The organism is Streptomyces recifensis, from assembly GCF_002154615.1.
GTDB lineage: Bacteria > Actinomycetota > Actinomycetes > Streptomycetales > Streptomycetaceae > Streptomyces > Streptomyces griseoluteus.
Genome location: NZ_MUNH01000132.1, coordinates 1 through 17140 on the forward strand (window position 1 = coordinate 1; position 17140 = coordinate 17140).

Sequence of the window (17140 nt, forward strand, 5' to 3'; positions counted from 1 at the left end):
GTGAGCGAGCTGGTCACCAACGCCCTCAGACACGCGCCCGGTCCGGCGCTGCTGCGGCTGAGCGTGTTCGACGGGACGCTGCGGATAGAGGTGCGGGACGGCAGTCCGAGCGCGCCGGCGGTGCGCGCGCCCGACCCGGCGCGCGTCGGACAGCACGGCCTGGAGATAGTGACCGCGCTCGCCCGGAGCGTCAGCGTCGAGGCAGCCGGGACCGGAAAGAGCGTCACCGCCGTCGTCGGTCTGACCTGACCGCCGCCTGCCGCCCGCCTCAAGGGCGAACCGGTCCCGGAGAACGGCCGAGGGCCGGTTGCGGATTTCTCCGTAACCGGCCCTCACCAGCGACTTCGTAAAGTCGGGACGACAGGATTTGAACCTGCGACCCCTTGACCCCCAGTCAAGTGCGCTACCAAGCTGCGCCACGTCCCGAGGTGATCCGGCGGAGTGTTCCGCGTGATCACGCAGGTCAACCCTACCGCACCCGCGCCGGTGCCCGGTCACTTGATGAGGGCGTTGGCGATGACGACGACGAAGCCGAGGAGGGCGTCGGCGAGGCCGATGAGGAGGGCGGAGGGCCAGCGGCGGGAGGCCCAGCGGGCGGTGAGGACGCCGAGGGTGAAGAGGATGGCGATGTTGAGGTAGAGGGCGGGGTACTCGACCTCCCCGGGTGGCCACCACCCCCACCCCGCCCCGGCCAGCAGGAACACGGTCGGCAGGACGGCCACCACGAGCGGCCACTCGTCCCGGAGGGCGCGCAGCACCTCGCCCCGGCGCCGGGGGCCGCGTTCGGCGATGTGGTGGGCGTAGCCGTGGGCGAAGGCGGAGGCGAAGGCGGTGACCAGCACCCACAGCGCGTCGTAGCGCCGGCTGGCCGCCGAGCTGTGCCCGTGCTGGGTGAGTGCGGCGACCAGGGAGCTGGCCAGGACGGCGCCGTACACCCCGCCGAACAGGACGGATTCGCGGGTGTCGCGCCGCGGCCGGGGTGCGCCGGTCTGCGCCGTCGGGTCAGCAGCCATGCCTCCCACGATCACCCGCTCCCCGCGGCCCCGCACGCCGGTGGGCACCGGCCGGGGCCGCGCACCGGGGTTGACACCCGGTATTTGTCCGCACAAAGGTGGGCCCGGCAAAGGTGGATCCGGTCCCGGGAAGGGCTGTCATCGTGAATGCGCTGGGTGTCGCCGTCGTCGGTTTCGGCTGGATGGGCCGGGTGCACACGCGGGCGTACGCCCGCCTCCCGCACCACTACCCCCGGCTCCCCCTGCGCCCCGAGCTGGTGACGGTCGCCGAGGAGGTGCCGGGTCGCGCGGAGGAGGCGGCCGCGCAGTACGGCTTCGCCACCGCCACCCGCGACTGGCGCGAGGTCGCCGCCGACCCCCGCGTACGCGCCGTCAGCGTCACGGCGCCCAACTTCCTGCACCGCGAGATCGGCGTCGCCATGGCGGAGGCGGGCAAGCACCTCTGGATCGAGAAGCCGGTCGGGCTGAGCGGCGCGGACGCCCGCGCGGTCGCGGACGCGGTCGCCGCGGCCGGTGTCCAGGCCGCGGTCGGGTTCAACTACCGCAACGCGCCCGCCGTGGAGTCCGCCCGCGAGCTGATCGCCTCCGGCGGACTCGGCCGGATCACCCACGCCCGCGTCCGGCTGCTCAGCGACTATGCCGCGCACCCCGACGGCGCCCTGACCTGGCGGTACGAGCGGAGTCGGGGCGGCAGCGGGGTGCTGGGCGACCTTGCCTCGCACGGCGCCGACCTCGCGTACTTCCTGCTCGGGGACATCGCGTCGCTGGCCGCCGACACGGCGGTGTTCGTCCCGGAGCGCTCGCGGCCCACCGGCGCGACCGCCGGGCACACCCTCGCGGCGGGCGGCGAGCGGGGTCCGGTGGAGAACGAGGACTACGTGAGCTGTCTGCTGCGCTTCGCTTCGGGCGCCCGTGGCGTGCTGGAGGCGTGCCGGGTGTCGGTGGGCGAGCAGAACAACTACGGCTTCGAAGTCCACGGCACCGAGGGCGCGGTGTCCTGGGACTTCCGCCGGATGAACGAACTCCGCGTCAGCCGGGGCGGCTCGTACCAGGACCAGCCCGTGAGCACGGTGTACGTCGGCCCGGGGGACGGCGAGTTCGCCGCGTTCCAGCCCGGAGCGGCCAACGCGATGGGGTACGACGACCTCAAGGTCGTCGAGGCGTACCGCTTCCTCCGCTCGGTCGCGGAGAACAAGCCGTACGGCGCCACGCTCGCGGACGCGGTGCGCGCGGCCGGTGTGCTGGACGCGATGGCGGTGTCGGCCGGGAGCCGGGGGTGGGTCGACCTGCCGGTGAGCTGAAGCGCGGCCCCTGTCCCAGCACACGCGAGGAGCACTCGAGCACATGCGTATCGGAATTCTCGGCCTCGGCCGCATCGGCGCCTTCCACGCCGCGACCCTGTCCGCGCTGGACGCCGTCACCTCCCTCGTCGTCGCCGACCCGGTCGCGGACGCGGCGAAGGCGGCCGCCGAACGGTACGGGGCCCAGGTGACGGACTCCCCCGAGGCGCTGCTCGCGGCCGGGGTGGACGGGCTGGTGATCGCGGCCGCCACCGACGCCCACCCGGCGCTGATCCGGGCCGGGGTCGCGGCGGGCGTGCCGGTCTTCTGCGAGAAGCCGGTGGCCCGCACCATCGCCGAGGGCGTGGCGGTGCTGGACTCCGTGCGGGACAGCGGGGTCCCGATCCAGATCGGCTTCAACCGCCGTTTCGACGCCGGCTTCATGGCCGCCCGCGCCGCTGTCCGCTCCGGGGAACTGGGCAGACTGCACACGGTGCGCTCCACCACACTGGACCCGGCGCCGCCGCCCGCCGCGTACGTCGCCGCGTCCGGTGGCATCTTCCGCGACTGCTCCGTGCACGATTTCGACATGATCCGCTGGGTGACCGGCCGCGAGGTGAGCGAGGTGTACGCGGTCGGCGGCAACCGGGGGGCCGCGTACATCGGGGAGGCGGGCGACGCCGACACCACGAGCGCGGTCCTCACGCTGGACGACGGCACGATCGCGGTGGTCTCCAACTCCCGCCACAACGCGCGGGGTCACGATGTGCGCATGGAGCTTCTCGGGTTCGCGGACTCCCTGGCCGTGGGTCTGGACGACCGGCTGCCGATCCGCTCGGCGGAGCCCGGCGTCACCTTCCCCTCGGGCACCCCGCACGACTTCTTCATGGACCGCTTCACCGACGCCTACCGCGCCGAACTCACCGCGTTCACCGAGGTGGTGGCCGGTGCGCGGCCCTCCCCGTGCACCGTCGAGGAGGCGCTGGAGGCGGGCTGGATCGCGGAGGCGTGCACGCTTTCGCTGCGCGAGCACCGGCCGGTGACCCTGGCGGAGGTCCGCACCGGCTGAGGGCTCGGGCGCGGTGTACGACGGCGGAGTCGAGGCCTCAGCGGTCGACCGGCGGTATCCGGTCCAGCCCCGATTCGCGCATGATCCGCGTCACCGACTCCGCCAGGGCACTGCTCGCGTCGATGACGGTCTCGAGTCCGCCGGGGAGCAGGTCCCGCTCCCGGTACCAGTCGCGCAGGTGGTCGTCGGTGACCTGGGACAGACAGGCCGCGTCGGCCTTCGTCGCGTGCCGGGCGAAGGTCTCGGTGAGCGGCACGTCCAGGTAGTAGCAGCGGGAGACGCCCCGGTGCTCGCGTACGAGGTCCGTCAGCATCGCGGCGTAGCGGTCGGCGTAGAGGATGCCCTCGACGACCGTGTGGAACCCGGCGTCCAGCGCGTAGCGGGCCGTCAGGCCGATCAGGCCGATGTTGGCGGCGCCGGGGCGGTCCCGCTCGCGGAGTACGTCGCGGCGGAGGTTGTCCTGGCCGACGACGGCGAGGTTGCGGCCGAACCGTTGGCGGAGCCCGGCCGCGATCGAGGACTTGCCCGAGGCGCTGTTGCCCCGGATGACGATCAGCCGGGTCTCTTCGGTGCCGACCGTCATGACGAGGCATGCGCGCGTCGGGGCGCGGTCAAGTCGAGCAGGAGGAGCGCGTCGTGTTCGGGGGTGCCGGGCTCGGCGGTGTAGACGCCGATGCGCTGGCCGGGGATGGCGTCGACGTGCAGGACCTGGGAGGTGAGGGTGACCGTGCCGACCTGGGGGTGGTGGAACGTCTTGGTGGCGGGTTTGCGCCTGGTGACCTCGTAGCGCTCCCACAGGCCGGCGAACTCCGGGCTCTTGAGCAGGAGTTCACCGACGAGCCGGGTGAGATCGGGGGCGTCCGGGGCGGTTCCGGCGACGGCACGCAGGCGGGAGACGCAGCCGGCGATCTGCTGCTCCCAGTCGGTGAAGAGGTCGCGGGACGCGGGGTGCAGGAAGAAGTAGCGGGCGAGGTTGCGCTGCGTGGCGGGCCAGTCGGCGATGCCCGCGTAGAGGGCGAGGCCGCCGGGGTTCCAGGCGAGCAGGTCCATGCTGCGACTGATCACGTAGGCCGGGTACGGGCGCAGCGATTCGAGCAGCAGCCTCAGGTGCGGGCGTACCGTGCGGCTGGGTGCGGGCGGCGGCTCGGGGGTGTATCGGGCGGCACGGGCGGCGAGTTCGCGCAGGTGGTGGTGCTCCTGGTCGCCCAGGCGCAGGGCACGCGCCAGCGAGTCGAGCACGGCGGGACTGGGCCGGGTCTCCTTGCCGCGTTCCAGGCGCACGTAGTAGTCGATGCTGATGCCGGCGAGCGTGGCCAGTTCCTCGCGGCGCAGGCCGGGGGTGCGGCGGATGCCGGGGCCGACGGTCAGGCCGACCTGCCGGGGGCTGGTCCGGGTGCGGCGGGCGCGCAGGAAGCGGCCCAGTTCGGCGCTCTCGCTGTCTGATGCCATTCCCCCAGTCTCCCCCGGCACGGCGCGCACGAGGGGGGCCCTGTCATTACCCCCGAAGATCCCGCCCTGCCACCCGGACGGCGACCGGGCGAAGGTGGAGTCCCCTCTCCCCAGGAGCACTCATGCGTGCAGCAGTGATGTACGGAGCCGGAGACGTCCGCGTCGAGGACCGGCCCGACCCGAAGATCGCCAAGCCCACCGACGCCGTGGTCCGGACGGTCGCCTCGTGCGTGTGCGGCAGCGACCTGTGGCCGTACGGCTCGATGCCCGCCGCCGACACCGGTCGCCCCATGGGCCACGAGTTCCTCGGTGTGGTCGAGGAGACCGGCGCGGAGGTGACCGGGCTGAAGGCGGGCGACCTGGTCGTCGCCCCCTTCACCTATTGCGACAACACCTGCGGCTACTGCGCCAGGGGCCTGCACATCTCGTGCCGCGACGGCGGCCGGTACGGCTTCGACGGCGTCGACGGAGGCCAGGGCGAAGCGGTCCGTGTCCCCTGGGCGGACGGCACCCTGGTGAAGCTGCCCGTGGCCGCCGACTCCGCCCTGGTGCCCTCGCTGCTGACCCTGTCGGACGTGATGACCACCGGACACCACGGCGCGGTCACCGCGGGCGTCGGACGCGGTGACACGGTGCTGGTCGTCGGGGACGGCGCGGTCGGGCTCTGCGCGGTGATCGCCGTGAGGCGGCTGGGCGCCGAACGGATCGTCCTCGCCGGCCGTCACAGCCAACGTACCGACCTGGGCGAGCAGTTCGGCGCGACCGACGTCGTCGCCGAGCGCGGCGCGGAGGGTGTCGCCCGCATCCGCGACCTCACCGGCAAAGTCGGCAAGGTGATCGAGGCCGTCGGCACCCGTGAGGCCCTGGACACCGCCCTCGGTGCGGTCCTGGACGGCGGCGTGATCAGCCGCCTCGGCGTACCCCAGTACGAGCAAGGACCCCTCGGGCGGGCGGAGTTCCGGCGCAACATCACCCTGACCGGCGGAGCGAGCCCCGCCCGCGCCTACATCGAGCACCTGCTGCCCGACGTCCTGGACGGCACGATCGACCCCGGCCGTGTCTTCGACTGCCGGTTCACCCTGGATCAGGCGCCCGACGCCTACCGGGCCATGGCCGAGCGCCGGGTCCTCAAGGCGCTCATCCACCCATGAGCCGACGTCACGGCAGCTCCGCCACGTCCACCCCCCGCACCTGTGCCAGCTCGTGTCTGAGCGCCGCGAGTTCCGCGCCGCCCGCCATGTGGTTGGTCAGGTCCTCCAGCGTGACGTCCCCCCGTGCCGCGCTGAGTTCGAGCGTGCCGAGGCGCAGGACGCTGAAGTGGTCGCCCACCATGTAGGCGTGGTGGGGGTTGTGGGTGATGAAGACGACGCCGAGACCCCGGTCGCGGGCGGCGGCGATGTACTTGAGGACCACCCCGGACTGCTTGACGCCGAGCGCGGCGGTCGGCTCGTCCAGGATCAGCACGCGGGCGCCGAAGTGAACGGCGCGGGCGATGGCCACGCACTGCCGCTGGCCGCCGGAGAGGGTGCCGATGGGCTGTTCCAGGTCGTCCAGGGCGATGCCCATCTCCCGGAGTTCGCGGTCGGCGATCTCCTTCATCCGGGCGATGTCCAGGCGGCGCAACGGCCAGGGTCCCTTGGTGAGTTCGGAGCCCAGGAAGAAGTTCCGCCAGACCGGCATCAGCGGGATGGTGGCGAGGTCCTGGTAGACGGCGGCGATGCCCTTGGCAAGGGCGTCCCGCGGGCTGTCGAAGCGCACCGGCTCGCCGTCCACCAGGAATTCGCCCTCGGTGTGCCGGTGCAGGCCCGAGATGATTTTGATCAGGGTGGACTTGCCCGCGCCGTTGTCCCCGAGCACGCAGGTGACCCGGCCCGCGTGCACGGCCAGGTCGACGCCGTGCAGGGCGCGTACATTGCCGTACGACTTGCCCGCGTCGCGCAACTCCACCAGCGGGGCCGTGCTTTGGTCGGTCATCTCACTCACCTCCGGGTCGCCGTGCGCTGGACCCACAGATTGATCAGGACGGCGCCGAGCAGCATCACGCCGAGGAACGCCTTGAACCAGTCGGGGTTCCAGCCCGCGAAGACGATGCCCTGGTTGACCATGCCGAACATGAAGGCCCCGAAGACGGGCCCGATCGCGGAGCCCGAGCCGCCGGTGAGCAGACAGCCGCCGATCACCGCGGCCGCGATGTAGATCAGCTCCTGGCCCACGCCCTCGCCGGACTGCACCGTGTTGAACGCGAACAGGTTGTGCATCCCGACGAACCACGCGCCGAAGCTCACCAGCATGAACAGCGTGATCTTGGTGAAGTCGACCCGGACACCGACCGCGCGGGCGCTCTCCCTGCTGCCGCCGACGGCGAAGATCCAGTTGCCGTACCTGGTGCGCAGCAGCACCCAGGTGGCGAGCGCGGCGAAGGCCAGCCAGTAGAAGACGGTGATCTTCACCTGCACGCCACCGATGTCGACCGAGGAGGCGAAGACCGCCTTGGCCTGCCCGAAACCGTCCATGTCGCTGATGTCGTCGGTGGCGACATTGCCGGTCACCAGCTTGGTGACCGCGAGGTTGACTCCCTGGAGGATCAGGAAGGTGCCGAGGGTGACCAGGAAGCTGGGCAGCCCGGTGCGCACCACCATCCAGCCGTTGAACGCGCCGACGGCCAGGGAGAGGACCAGGGAGACGAGGACGCCGGTCCAGACGTTCACCGTCAGTTGGTAGCTGAGCATGCTCGCGGTGAGCGCGGAGGTGATGACGGCGACACCGGAGGACAGGTCGAACTCCCCGCCGATCATCAGCAGGGCGACCGGCAGCGCCATCAGGCCGATGGTGGAGCACTGGTAGAGCACGGTGGCCATCGAGTCGCCCTGGCGCAGCGTGGGCGCAGCGACGAGGAAGAACACCATGACCGCCAACGCGCCCAGGAGTACTCCCACTTCGGGCCGGGCCACCAGCCGCAGCGCGAGCGGGCGCCCGGCGCCCCGCAGCGGGCCGGACAGCGGGGGCGGCCCGGGGGCCGGTTCCGTCCGCTGGGCGGTGCTCATCAGCGGGTGCCCTTCGCCGCGAACTCGGCGACCCGGTCCACGTTGGACTTGTCCACGAAGGCCGGACCGGTGAGCACCGGCTGCTCGCCGCCGCCGCTGTAGTTGCCGTTGTTCTTGTACAGCCACAGCGAGTCCACGGCCAGGTAGCCCTGGAGGTAGGGCTGCTGGTCGACGGCGAACTCGATGGTGCCCTTCTTGACGGCGCCGGTGAGGTCCTTGTTGAGGTCGAAGGTGGCGACCTTGGCCTTGCCGCCCGCGTCGGCGACGGACTGCACGGCGGTCAGCGCGAAGGGGGCGCCGAGGGTGACGACATGGTCGAGGGAGCTGTCCTGCTTCAGCTTGGCGGTGATGGTGGACTGCACGGAGGGCCGGTCGGTGCCGTTGACGTACAACGTCTCGGTCTTGCCGGAGAAGGTCTTCTTCACTCCGTCGCAGCGCTGGGTCAGACCGACGTTGCCCTGCTCGTGGATCACACAGACGATCCTCTTGGCGCCGACCTCGTTCAGCTTCTTGCCGAGCGCCTCGCCCGCCACGCTCTCGTCCTGCCCGAAGAACTGGAGCAGTCCGAGCTTCTTCCAGTCGCTGAGCCCGGAGTTCAGGCCCACCACGGGTATCTTCGCCAGGTTCGCCTTGGCGATGACGTCCTTCATCGCGCCGGGCTTGGCCAGGGTGAGCGCGATGCCGTCCACCTTCTGGTCGACGGCGTTCTGCACAAAGTTGGCCTGGGTGCCGGCGCTGGGGTCGGCGGAGTAGACGAGCTTGATGTTGTCCTTGGCGGCGGCGGCCTCGGCGCCCTTGCGGACGATGTCCCAGAAGGTGTCGCCGGGCGCCTGGTGAGTGACCAGGGCGACCGTCATCCGGGGAGTGCCGGCCTTGCCGGCCGGTGCCCCCGACCCGCCCTCCGCCGCCTTCTTCCCACCGGAGTCGCTGGAGCAGCCGGCGAGGGTGAGGGCCGCGACGGCGGCCACCGCGACGACAGGAGCGAGTCGGCGCGAGCGCGAGCGAGAAGAGCGGTCCATCTGTCCTGCACCTCACTGTGCTGGGGAGGGTGAGCGCTGTTGCGTCGGGACGGGATACAAGCCCCTGCCGGGTCCGGTGTCAATGGTTTGTCCAGACATGACGACCGGAGGTGGCCGGGTCGTCGGCACAAAGGGGCATTTCCCCGGTCAGCCGGTGAGAGCGGCGAGTTCACCGAGGACGCGTGCGGCCGGTGCCGGGTCGACCAGCCACTTCAGATGGCTGCCCGCCAGCGTGCGTACGTCGTAGGGGTTGTCCGGGGTCAGCGCGTCGCCCTCGCGGATGAGCCGGTCCTGGAGGGCGGGCGGCAGGCTCGCGTCGTCGGCCAGGCGGACGTAGGTCCTCGGGACGCGGCCCCACGTCTCCGCCCGGGCGCGGTCGGCGGGGGTGCCCGTGTCCAGGCTCTCGTCGGGCTGGAAGGTGCTGAGGAGGACGAGGAACTCGTCGTCGGTGCCGTCCGCGAGGAAGGCGGCCTTGAACGCGGCGAGGGCTTCCGGGTCCGCGGTGCGGAAGTTGACGCGGAGCAGGCCCAGTTCGGCCGGGTCGCCGACCAGGGCGAGGGCGAGCGAGGACGGGTCGGCCGTCGCCATCTCCGGCTCCGCGTAGTACTGGCCGGGCTCCAGCTCGACCGGCGCCCAGGCCGAGACGTACACCAGCCGGTCGATCAGGTCCGGCCGCGCGTTGGCGGCGGCGGTGGCCGTGATGCCGCCCCGGCTGTGCGCGACGAGCAGGACCGGACCGTTCGCCTTGGCCCGCTCAAGCACCCCGATCAGGTGGGCCACGTTGTCGGCGAGCGTGACGCCCTTCATCGCACCGGGCGCGGCGGCGAGTCCTTCGGGGTCCTGCGGTGCCTGGTAGGCGTGCGGCCAGGTGGCGGCGAAGCCGTGGCCGGGCAGGTCGACGGCGACCGAGCGGTGCCCGAGCAGGCCCAGCTCGGCCTGGAGCGGCGCGAAGCAGAAGGAATTGGCGAAGGCGCCGTGCACCAGTACGAACGTCGGCTGCACCGTCTGATCACTCCTGCCCGTGGGACCGGTCCTCGGTGGGCCACCGTACGCAGCCGAAGATCACCCGCACCAGCGGTAGGAGGTGCTCCGCTTGTGCGGGCGGCGGGTACGCCGAAGCCCGGCGGCACCTGGGGGCAGGCCGCCGGGCCCGGGGGAGGTGGATCAGCCTTCGGCGCGGCGCCGCCGTCCGGCCATCACGGCGTAGACCAGGATGCCGACGAACAGGAACAGCACGCCCTGGTAGACCGCCGCGTATCCCGCGCCCGCGACCAGCCAGATGGAGAAGCCCGCGGCGACGGCGGCGATCACGGCGTCCCGCACCAGCCTGCGGCCGTCGACCTCGTCGCGGCGGCCGGAGGCGAGGTGGTGCAGCTGCGCGGCCGTGGCGAGCAGGTACGGCACGGTCGCGGTGAAGGTGGTGACCAGCACCAGGACCTCGAAGACGTGGGCCGAGCCCGCCATGAAGTTGTAGACGGTCAGCAGCGAGGAGAGGACGACCGTCACACCGACGCCCACGGTCGGCACCCCGCGCCGGCGCCGGGTGAAGGCGGCCGGGAAGAGCCCGTCGCGCGCGGCGGCGTACGGGGTCTGGGCGCTGAGCAGGGTCCAGCCGTTGAGGCAGCCGGTCATCGAGACCAGCGCGGCCAGCGCCACGGCCCAGCCGCCCCAGGTGCCGCCGAACATGGCGTTCACGGCGTCGGAGAAGGGCGCGGTCGACTTGACCAGGCTGTTGTGGGCGACGGTGCCGAAGACGGAGACCGTGCCGAGCAGGTAGACGAGCGCGGCGCCGGCGGTGCCGATCACGGTGGCCCGGCCGACGTTGCGACGGGCGTCGCGGACCTCGCCCGCGCTGACGGCGGCGGACTCCACGCCGAGGTAGGAGTACAGCAGCAGCGCGGCGGACGCGGAGATCGCGCCGATCGGGCTGCCCCCGCCCGCGTTGAACGGACCCAGCTTGTCCGGGTCGAAGAAGAACAGCCCGCCGACCGCCACGAGCAGCAGCGGTACGAACTTCAGCACCGTGGAGACCAGCTGCACGGCACCCACCCAGCGGGTGCCCGCGAAGTTGGCGAGGGCCGGGAGCCACTGGATGACCAGGGCCGCGAGGCACGCGGTCCAGCGGTGGTGGCTGACCGGGACGAGTACGTCGAGGTAGCCCACGGCGGCGACGGCGAGGGCGGCGTTGGACACCCAGGTGGTGATCCAGTAGGCCCAGGCCGCGAGGAACCCGGCGAAGTCGCCGAACGCCTCGCGGGCGTAGACGTACGGGCCGCCGGTGCGTGGGTCGCGCTGGGCGAGCCGGCCGAAGACCAGGGCGAGCGTGATGGCGCCCACCGTGAGGACGCCGAGGGCGACCAGGCTGACCGTGCCGTAGGGGGCGACGGAGGCGGGGAGCAGGAAGATGCCCCCGCCGATGATGTTGCCCATGACCAGGGCGGTCGCGACGGGCAGCCCGAAGCGGCGGGCGTGCTTGGTCCCGTTGCCGACCGGTTCCTCGACCGGGGCGCCGAGGGGGCCCGTCGCCGGAGCCGGCGGCGGAGCGGTCCCGGTGACCTGCATGGGGGGTACCTCTCGCGGAACTGGCCGTGACCGGCACAGAGGGGGGGACGGGCGGTGACCTGGCTCTCGAGAAAGGCCAGGTGAACGGCCTTCCCGGAGCACCGGGCCAGACCCAATGGTCGGGGATGCCCCGAGTCGCCGCCAAATCGCCGCTTCTTGTCCCGTCCCGTCCGTGCGATCACGCAAAAACCGCGCTTACGGGGGCCTGATACCGACAGATGTTCACCCATTCCGGTGACCCCCGCAGCCAGCCTCGGGCCCTCTCTCAGGTCGCCGTCGCCGCGGCCGCCGCCCGGCCCGCCTGGCGCCCGGAGAAGAGGCAGCCGCCGAGGAAGGTGCCCTCCAGCGAGCGGTAGCCGTGCACTCCTCCGCCGCCGAAGCCCGCGACCTCCCCGGCCGCGTACAGCCCCGGCACCGGCTCCCCCGAGGGGCCGAGCACGCGCCCGGAGAGGTCGGTCTGGAGCCCGCCGAGGGTCTTGCGGGTGAGCACGTTGAGCCGTACGGCGATCAGCGGGCCGGCCGACGGGTCGAGGATCCTGTGCGCGGGCGCGGTCCGGCTGAGCGAGTCCCCGATGTAGGAGAGGGCGTTGCGAATGCCCATGACCTGGACGTCCTTGGTGTAGGGGTTGTCCATCTCCCGGTCGCGCGCCTCGATCTGCGCCTTCAGCCGGGCCAGGTCGATCAGGTTGTCGCCGGTCAGCTTGTTCATCCCGGCCACCAGCTCGGACAGTGTGGTGGCGACCACGAAGTCGGCGCCGTTCTTCTTGAACTTCTCGATCGGCTCGGGCGTCTGCCAGATGCGGGAGAGGAGCTGCCAGACGTTCTTGTTGGTGAGATCAGGGTTCTGCTCCGAGCCGGAGAGCGCGAACTCCTTGGCGATGATCTTCTGGGTGGTCACGAACCAGGAGTAGTCGTAGCCGGACGCGGTGATCGAGCCGAGGGTGTGCAGGGTGTCGTAACCGGGGATGTCGGGGGTGCCGAAGCGCTTGCCCGTGGCGTCGAACCACATGGAGGAGGGTCCGGGCAGGATACGGATGCCATGGCCGGGCCAGATCGGGTCGTAGTTGCGCAGGCCCTCGGTGTAGTGCCACATCCGGTCGGGGTTGACGATGCGGCCGCCCGCCCGCTCGGTGATGGCGAGCATGCGTCCGTCCACGTGCGCGGGCACTCCGGTGACCATGGTCTTGGGCGGCGTGCCGAGCCGTGCGGGCCAGTTCTGGCGTACGAGGTCGTGGTTGGCGCCGATGCCGCCGGAGGTGACGACCACGACCGGCGCGCGCAGCTCGAACTCGCCGATCACGGTACGGGAGCTGGGCTTGCCGCGGGCCGCACCGCTGGGTTCGAGGACGGCACCGCGTACGCCGGTCACGGCGCCGCCCGTGGTGACGATGCCGTCGACGCGGTGCCGGAACCTGAAGCCGGCCTTCCCGGCCGCCACCGCCGCCCGCACCTTCTTCTCGAACGGCTCGACCACGGCCGGACCGGTGCCCCAGGTGACATGGAAGCGCGGTACCGAGTTGCCGTGCCCGTCCGCGAGGCCCCCGCCGCGCTCGGCCCAGCCGACGATCGGGAACCACTGCACACCCAGCCCGGCGAGCCAGGACCGCTTCTCCCCGGACGCGAAGTCGACGTACGCCTCGGCCCACTTGTAGGCCCAGTGGTCCTGACCCGCCGGGTCGGCCACGCCCCGGTCGAACCCGGCACTGCCCAGCCAGTCCTGCCAGGCGAGGTCGCGGGTGTCCTTGACGCCCATCAGCCGCTGCTCCTCGGAGTCGACGAAGAATAGCCCGCCGAACGACCAGAACGCCTGCCCGCCGAGACTCGCCTCCGGTTCCTGGTCCAGCAACAGCACCTTCCGTCCGGCGGCGGCCAGTTCGGCCGTGACGACCAGCCCCGCGAGGCCGTGCCCGACGACGATGGCGTCCGCGTCCTGCGACTCCCCGGCGAAGGCCGGGAAGGCATGGCCGGCCAGTGCTGCCCCGGCGAGCATCCCACCGGTGACGGTGAGGGCGCGGCGACGGGTGATCCCGGTGGGAGTGATGGGGTGGTCCATGGCTGCCTTTCGTCAAAGGGGTACCGGCGTGACGAACGAAGGCCGCCGAGGCAGGGAGGAGGTGCTGACGGTCGCCGTCGGCAGGTGTTACCGACGGTAGCCCAGGGGGTGCGGGGCGACCAGAGTCGTGCTCCAACTCTGTTGTGGCGTAGGCGAGTTATGGCCTGCCGAAAGAATTGGAGGCAGAAGGATCCAGGATGCCCTCGGCGGCGTCGGGGTCGTTGACGAGGCCGACGCCACACCGGACTGCCCCGGACCGCTGGAACGCCGGCACCGCCCCGGCTCGTTGGTGGACCGGGGCCCGGGACCCCGCCTATGCTTCTACAGACTTGTAGAAGCAGGAAGGGGAGTGGACTCCGCATGGTGTTCAAGAGGCTGCTCGGCTCGCTCGGTGTGGGAGGGCCCACGGTGGACACCGTCCTGGACCCCGGTGCCGTGCTGCCCGGCGGCACGCTGTCGGGGGAGGTCCGCCTGGCCGGCGGATCCGCCGCGGTCGACGTCGATCACATCACGCTGGAGCTGGTCGCCCGGGTGGAGGCCGAGCACGAGGACGGCGAGAGCGAGGGCTCGGTCGTCTTCGAACGGCTCACCGTGGGCGGCGGGTTCCGGCTCGGTGAGGGCGAGCGGCGCGCGGTGCGGTTCGACGTGCCGCTGCCGTGGGAGACCCCGGTCACCGAGCTGTACGGGCAGCCGCTCGGCATCACCCTGGGCGTACGGACCGAGCTGGCGGTCACCGGAGCGCGGGACAAGGGCGACCTGGACCCACTGGCCGTACGTCCGCTGCCGGTTCAGGAGGCCGTCCTGGAAGCGCTGGGCCAACTGGGCTTCGGCTTCCGGTCGGCCGACCTGGAGTACGGCCGCATCGGTGGTACGGGTCAGCGACTCCCCTTCTACCAGGAGATCGAGCTGACCCCGGCCCCGCAGTACGCCTACGGAGCAGGTGAGTTCGAGCTGACCTTCCTCGCCCACCCCGGCGGCATGGAGGTCGTGGTGGAGGCCGACAAGCGGGGCGGTTTCCTGGGCGGCGGGCATGACGCGCTGGGCCGGTTCACCGTCTCGCACGACGTGACCGGCGTGGACTGGAACACGCTGGTCGACGGCTGGTTCCGGCAACTGCTCGAGAGCCGCACGGCAGCGGTGCACGCCGAGCCGCACCACGGTTCACGTCCCGGCATGGGCATGGGCACCGCCGTCGCGGCGGGTGCCGCCGGGCTGGCCGTCGGTGTGGTCGGCGGCATGGTCGCGGCCGAAGTCGTGGACGAGGTGGGCGACTTCTTCGATGACGACGAAGAAGAGGACTGAGGAACCTCAGTCCGACGAGTGACCCTTGGGAGCCGGGCAGCGGCGCGGCTCCTTCTGATTCGAGATCTGGAGTACTCATGGCCCTGTGGGACCGCATCAAGGAATCCGCCGCCACCATGCAGACGCAGTTGGTGGCGCGGAAGAACGACCTCAAGAGCGGCGCCTTCCGTGACGCCTCGATGGCGATGTGCGCGCTGGTGGCGGCGGCCGACGGCACGGTGGACCCCTCCGAGCGGCGGCGGGTCGCCCAGCTCATCGCCGGCAACGAGGTGCTGCAGAACTTCGACGCGATGGACCTCCAGCGCCGGTTCGAGGACAACCTCGGCAAGCTGACCGCCGACTACGACTTCGGCAAGGTCAGCGTCCTCCAGGAGATCGCCAAGGCGAAGAAGAAGCCCGCCGAGGCGCGTGCCGTCATCCAGATCGGCATCGTGATCGGCGGCGCGGACGGCGACTTCGACAAGGACGAGCAGGCGGTGGTCCGCGAGGCGTGCTTCGCCCTCGACCTGCCGCCGCACGAGTTCGACCTCTGACACGCGTCCGAGGCTCGGGGGCGGCCACCTCTAGAGCGGGGTGGCCGCCTTCAGCACGAGGAAGAGCGTCACCGCCGAATTGGCCGACGACAGCGCCGAGATCATCGTCCCGGCCGCGGCTGTCCAGGCAGCCACTCCCACGGCGGTGAACAGCGAGGGCCAGACGTGTACGGCGGGCGCGGGCCCCAACAGCGCGGCCACCCGGCGCGGTACGGGTCCCGGCGCCGCGAACCCGGCCAGGACGGGATGCGGCCGCGAGACCAGCGCCGCCTTGCCGATGGCGCGGGCCACCGTCTGCCGGCTGCGCACCACGCCGGCCGCCTCCTCGTCGGCCCACCGCTCCACGGTGTACGACACGGCGGTCCGCAGCGGACGCAGGAACGGGTTGGCCCGCGCGGCCAGTTGGACCAGGAGCAGGAAGCGGTGGTGGCCGCCCGCGAGATGCGCCCTCTCGTGCGCGAACAGCGCCCGGCGCTCGCGTGCGGCCAGCCGGGTCAGCATGCCGGTCGACACCACCACCCGCCCCCGGTTGCGGCCGGGCAGGGCGTACGCGTAGGGCTCCGGGTCGGTCAGCACGGCGACCGTACGCCGGGGCAGACCCGCGAGGCTCCGCTCGGCGCGCCCTCGTACCCGTAGATGCCGCCAGAGCACGCGCGAGCAGCCCGCGAGCACGGCGAGCAGGGCGGGAATCGCGGCCTGGCCCGCGACCTCGTCGTACGGGACGGCCTCGCGCACCTCGTCGTCCGACCAGGCGTCCGGCAGGGGATTGCCCGGGAGCTGGGCGGTGCCGACCACCATGAGCAGGGTCAGGCAGAGCGTGCTGCACAGGGCCAGCGCGCAGGCGGTGGCGGTGAGCAGCCAGGTCGCGGCGCGGGGGTGCAGCCGTTGTTCGGCCAGCCGGGCGACCGGCCATGCCGTCAGAGGGAGCACCAGCGGCAGCAGGACGAACACGCCCATCGATCTCTCAGCCTTCTCCGTCCGGGCCCGACTCGCCCAGCAGGTGCCGCAGGAGCCGTTCGTCGTCCGGTTCGAGGGAGGTGACGAAGCGGGACAGCACCGCCTCGCGGTCGCTCTCGCCGTCCAGCACCTTGCGCATCCGGTGCGCGGCGAGGCCGGCCTGGTCGGAGACCGGGGTCCACACGAAGGAACGGCCTGCGCGTTCCCGGGTGACGGCGCCCTTGGCCAGGAGGCGGGTGAGGATGGTGATGACGGTGGTGTAGGCGAGGCCGCCGCCGAGGTGTTCCTGCACCCACCCGGCGGACGCGGGCGTGCGGGCCTCACTCAGGGCGGAGAGCACCAGCCCCTCCAGCTCGCCCTGGCCCCGTCGCCGGCTACGCCGCTCGTCGTGCACGCCCACTCCTTCCCCTTCCGCCGTGGGTAGATCGTAGGCCGCCGTCGGGCCGGCTCAGCTCCGTTCGTCGCGGGGCAGGACGGTGCCCTCGACGACGGGACCGGTGGGGGGCGGGGCGTCCTGGGTGCGCAGGGCGCGGGCCTCGCTCTTGAAGATGCGGGTGGCCTGGCCGGCCGAGCGGACGAGTCCGGGCAGCTTCCGTACGCCGAGGAGGACGATCAACACGATGAGGAGCAGGGCGACTTCACTCAGGCCGAACATCGGGGGCGGTTCCTCCCAGCGGGGGTGGTGGGCGGGACCGGCCGGCCCCGCCCACCGTCATTATCTACACAGCTGTAGAAGGCCCGTACAGAGCCCCGCCGGACACAGCGGCAGGGCCCGGCGGTCGCTTCCCCGGACCACCGGGCCCTGCCCCTGCGCCTCGCCGAGAGGGCCCGCTCAGTGTCCCGAGCCGTGCCCGCCGTA

Annotated in this window: 18 protein-coding genes and 1 tRNA gene; 6 read left to right on the forward strand and 13 right to left on the reverse strand. The window is 72.0% G+C overall.

Going from position 1 to position 17140, the window contains the following annotated elements; genetic code table 11:
- The coding region (locus tag CCN33_RS31915; protein ID WP_167387802.1) for an ATP-binding protein at positions 1-249 on the forward strand (249 nt) is incomplete at its 5' end.
- Between the two features lie 103 nt (positions 250-352).
- On the opposite strand, the gene CCN33_RS08650 is transcribed toward CCN33_RS31915, so the two are convergent.
- Positions 353-426: transfer RNA gene (locus tag CCN33_RS08650), tRNA-Pro, on the reverse strand.
- A 68-nt stretch (positions 427-494) separates the two neighbouring features.
- A complete protein-coding gene (locus CCN33_RS08655; protein WP_086692889.1) occupies positions 495-1013 on the reverse strand; it encodes a hypothetical protein in 519 nt (172 codons plus the stop codon).
- A 140-nt stretch (positions 1014-1153) separates the two neighbouring features.
- Here CCN33_RS08655 and CCN33_RS08660 point away from each other — a divergent pair, with 140 nt between their 5' ends.
- Both CCN33_RS08660 and CCN33_RS08665 read left to right on the forward strand, forming a co-directional pair.
- The gene (locus CCN33_RS08660; protein WP_086692890.1) at positions 1154-2314 is read left to right on the forward strand and encodes a Gfo/Idh/MocA family protein; all 1161 of its coding nucleotides are present in this window, start codon (positions 1154-1156) and stop codon (positions 2312-2314) included.
- A 43-nt stretch (positions 2315-2357) separates the two neighbouring features.
- Positions 2358-3362: a Gfo/Idh/MocA family protein gene (locus tag CCN33_RS08665; protein WP_086692861.1), complete on the forward strand. Its 1005-nt coding sequence runs from the start codon at positions 2358-2360 to the stop codon at positions 3360-3362.
- A gap of 37 nt (positions 3363-3399) precedes the next feature.
- Here the strand turns inward: CCN33_RS08665 and CCN33_RS08670 are convergent, their stop codons facing one another.
- Both CCN33_RS08670 and CCN33_RS08675 read right to left on the reverse strand, forming a co-directional pair.
- Entirely contained in the window at positions 3400-3945 is a 546-nt protein-coding gene (locus CCN33_RS08670) for an AAA family ATPase (protein WP_086692863.1), read from the reverse strand.
- A complete protein-coding gene (locus tag CCN33_RS08675) occupies positions 3942-4811 on the reverse strand; it encodes a helix-turn-helix transcriptional regulator (protein ID WP_086692865.1) in 870 nt (289 codons plus the stop codon). The genes CCN33_RS08670 and CCN33_RS08675 overlap by 4 nt, the downstream gene beginning before the upstream one ends.
- A gap of 122 nt (positions 4812-4933) precedes the next feature.
- Between CCN33_RS08675 and CCN33_RS08680 the strand changes: the two genes are divergently transcribed.
- On the forward strand, positions 4934-5962 hold the full coding sequence (locus CCN33_RS08680) for an alcohol dehydrogenase catalytic domain-containing protein (protein WP_208621687.1): 1029 nt from the start codon (positions 4934-4936) through the stop codon (positions 5960-5962).
- Positions 5963-5969: 7 nt separating this feature from the next.
- Here the strand turns inward: CCN33_RS08680 and CCN33_RS08685 are convergent, their stop codons facing one another.
- The 6 genes from CCN33_RS08685 to CCN33_RS08710 all read right to left on the reverse strand — a co-directional run bounded on the left by CCN33_RS08685 (position 5970) and on the right by CCN33_RS08710 (position 13489).
- The gene (locus CCN33_RS08685) at positions 5970-6785 is read right to left on the reverse strand and encodes an ATP-binding cassette domain-containing protein (protein WP_086692869.1); all 816 of its coding nucleotides are present in this window, start codon (positions 6783-6785) and stop codon (positions 5970-5972) included.
- A 5-nt stretch (positions 6786-6790) separates the two neighbouring features.
- The gene (locus CCN33_RS08690) at positions 6791-7855 is read right to left on the reverse strand and encodes an ABC transporter permease (protein WP_167387803.1); all 1065 of its coding nucleotides are present in this window, start codon (positions 7853-7855) and stop codon (positions 6791-6793) included.
- On the reverse strand, positions 7855-8874 hold the full coding sequence (locus CCN33_RS08695; protein WP_086692871.1) for a sugar ABC transporter substrate-binding protein: 1020 nt from the start codon (positions 8872-8874) through the stop codon (positions 7855-7857). The genes CCN33_RS08690 and CCN33_RS08695 overlap by 1 nt, the downstream gene beginning before the upstream one ends.
- Before the next feature lie 147 nt (positions 8875-9021).
- Positions 9022-9876: an alpha/beta fold hydrolase gene (locus CCN33_RS08700; protein WP_086692873.1), complete on the reverse strand. Its 855-nt coding sequence runs from the start codon at positions 9874-9876 to the stop codon at positions 9022-9024.
- Between the two features lie 162 nt (positions 9877-10038).
- The gene (locus CCN33_RS08705) at positions 10039-11436 is read right to left on the reverse strand and encodes an amino acid permease (RefSeq protein ID WP_086692875.1); all 1398 of its coding nucleotides are present in this window, start codon (positions 11434-11436) and stop codon (positions 10039-10041) included.
- 265 nt (positions 11437-11701) lie between these two features.
- On the reverse strand, positions 11702-13489 hold the full coding sequence (locus tag CCN33_RS08710) for an FAD-binding dehydrogenase (protein ID WP_086692877.1): 1788 nt from the start codon (positions 13487-13489) through the stop codon (positions 11702-11704).
- Between the two features lie 360 nt (positions 13490-13849).
- On the opposite strand from CCN33_RS08710, the gene CCN33_RS08715 reads away from it, so the two are divergent.
- Both CCN33_RS08715 and CCN33_RS08720 read left to right on the forward strand, forming a co-directional pair.
- Entirely contained in the window at positions 13850-14791 is a 942-nt protein-coding gene (locus tag CCN33_RS08715) for a sporulation protein (RefSeq protein WP_086692879.1), read from the forward strand.
- 77 nt (positions 14792-14868) lie between these two features.
- Positions 14869-15324 (forward strand): tellurite resistance TerB family protein, encoded by a 456-nt coding sequence (locus tag CCN33_RS08720; RefSeq protein WP_086692881.1) that lies wholly within the window; start codon positions 14869-14871, stop codon positions 15322-15324.
- 30 nt (positions 15325-15354) lie between these two features.
- On the opposite strand, the gene CCN33_RS08725 is transcribed toward CCN33_RS08720, so the two are convergent.
- Genes CCN33_RS08725 through CCN33_RS08735 form a run of 3 tightly spaced genes read right to left on the reverse strand, consistent with a single transcriptional unit; the run spans position 15355 to position 16936 of the window.
- Positions 15355-16281: a M56 family metallopeptidase gene (locus CCN33_RS08725; protein ID WP_086692883.1), complete on the reverse strand. Its 927-nt coding sequence runs from the start codon at positions 16279-16281 to the stop codon at positions 15355-15357.
- 7 nt (positions 16282-16288) lie between these two features.
- Positions 16289-16675 carry a BlaI/MecI/CopY family transcriptional regulator gene (locus tag CCN33_RS08730; protein ID WP_086692885.1) on the reverse strand — a complete coding sequence of 129 codons (387 nt, stop codon included), beginning with the start codon at positions 16673-16675 and terminating at the stop codon, positions 16289-16291.
- Positions 16676-16729: 54 nt separating this feature from the next.
- Positions 16730-16936, reverse strand: a complete 207-nt coding sequence (locus tag CCN33_RS08735; RefSeq protein ID WP_086692887.1) for a twin-arginine translocase TatA/TatE family subunit — start codon at positions 16934-16936, stop codon at positions 16730-16732.
- Positions 16937-17140 lie beyond the last annotated feature (204 nt).

What these genes read in the sequence shown, in the direction of transcription:
- CCN33_RS08655 (WP_086692889.1), bottom strand. Translation starts at nt 1,013, where the DNA reads ATGGCTGCTGACCCGACGGCGCAGACCGGCGCACCCCGGCCGCGGCGC.
- CCN33_RS08665 (WP_086692861.1), top strand. Translation starts at nt 2,358, where the DNA reads ATGCGTATCGGAATTCTCGGCCTCGGCCGCATCGGCGCCTTCCACGCC.
- CCN33_RS08670 (WP_086692863.1), bottom strand. Translation starts at nt 3,945, where the DNA reads ATGACGGTCGGCACCGAAGAGACCCGGCTGATCGTCATCCGGGGCAAC.
- CCN33_RS08675 (WP_086692865.1), bottom strand. Translation starts at nt 4,811, where the DNA reads ATGGCATCAGACAGCGAGAGCGCCGAACTGGGCCGCTTCCTGCGCGCC.
- CCN33_RS08680 (WP_208621687.1), top strand. Translation starts at nt 4,934, where the DNA reads ATGCGTGCAGCAGTGATGTACGGAGCCGGAGACGTCCGCGTCGAGGAC.
- CCN33_RS08685 (WP_086692869.1), bottom strand. Translation starts at nt 6,785, where the DNA reads ATGACCGACCAAAGCACGGCCCCGCTGGTGGAGTTGCGCGACGCGGGC.
- CCN33_RS08690 (WP_167387803.1), bottom strand. Translation starts at nt 7,855, where the DNA reads ATGAGCACCGCCCAGCGGACGGAACCGGCCCCCGGGCCGCCCCCGCTG.
- CCN33_RS08695 (WP_086692871.1), bottom strand. Translation starts at nt 8,874, where the DNA reads ATGGACCGCTCTTCTCGCTCGCGCTCGCGCCGACTCGCTCCTGTCGTC.
- CCN33_RS08705 (WP_086692875.1), bottom strand. Translation starts at nt 11,436, where the DNA reads ATGCAGGTCACCGGGACCGCTCCGCCGCCGGCTCCGGCGACGGGCCCC.
- CCN33_RS08710 (WP_086692877.1), bottom strand. Translation starts at nt 13,489, where the DNA reads ATGGACCACCCCATCACTCCCACCGGGATCACCCGTCGCCGCGCCCTC.
- CCN33_RS08715 (WP_086692879.1), top strand. Translation starts at nt 13,850, where the DNA reads ATGGTGTTCAAGAGGCTGCTCGGCTCGCTCGGTGTGGGAGGGCCCACG.
- CCN33_RS08720 (WP_086692881.1), top strand. Translation starts at nt 14,869, where the DNA reads ATGGCCCTGTGGGACCGCATCAAGGAATCCGCCGCCACCATGCAGACG.
- CCN33_RS08725 (WP_086692883.1), bottom strand. Translation starts at nt 16,281, where the DNA reads ATGGGCGTGTTCGTCCTGCTGCCGCTGGTGCTCCCTCTGACGGCATGG.
- CCN33_RS08735 (WP_086692887.1), bottom strand. Translation starts at nt 16,936, where the DNA reads ATGTTCGGCCTGAGTGAAGTCGCCCTGCTCCTCATCGTGTTGATCGTC.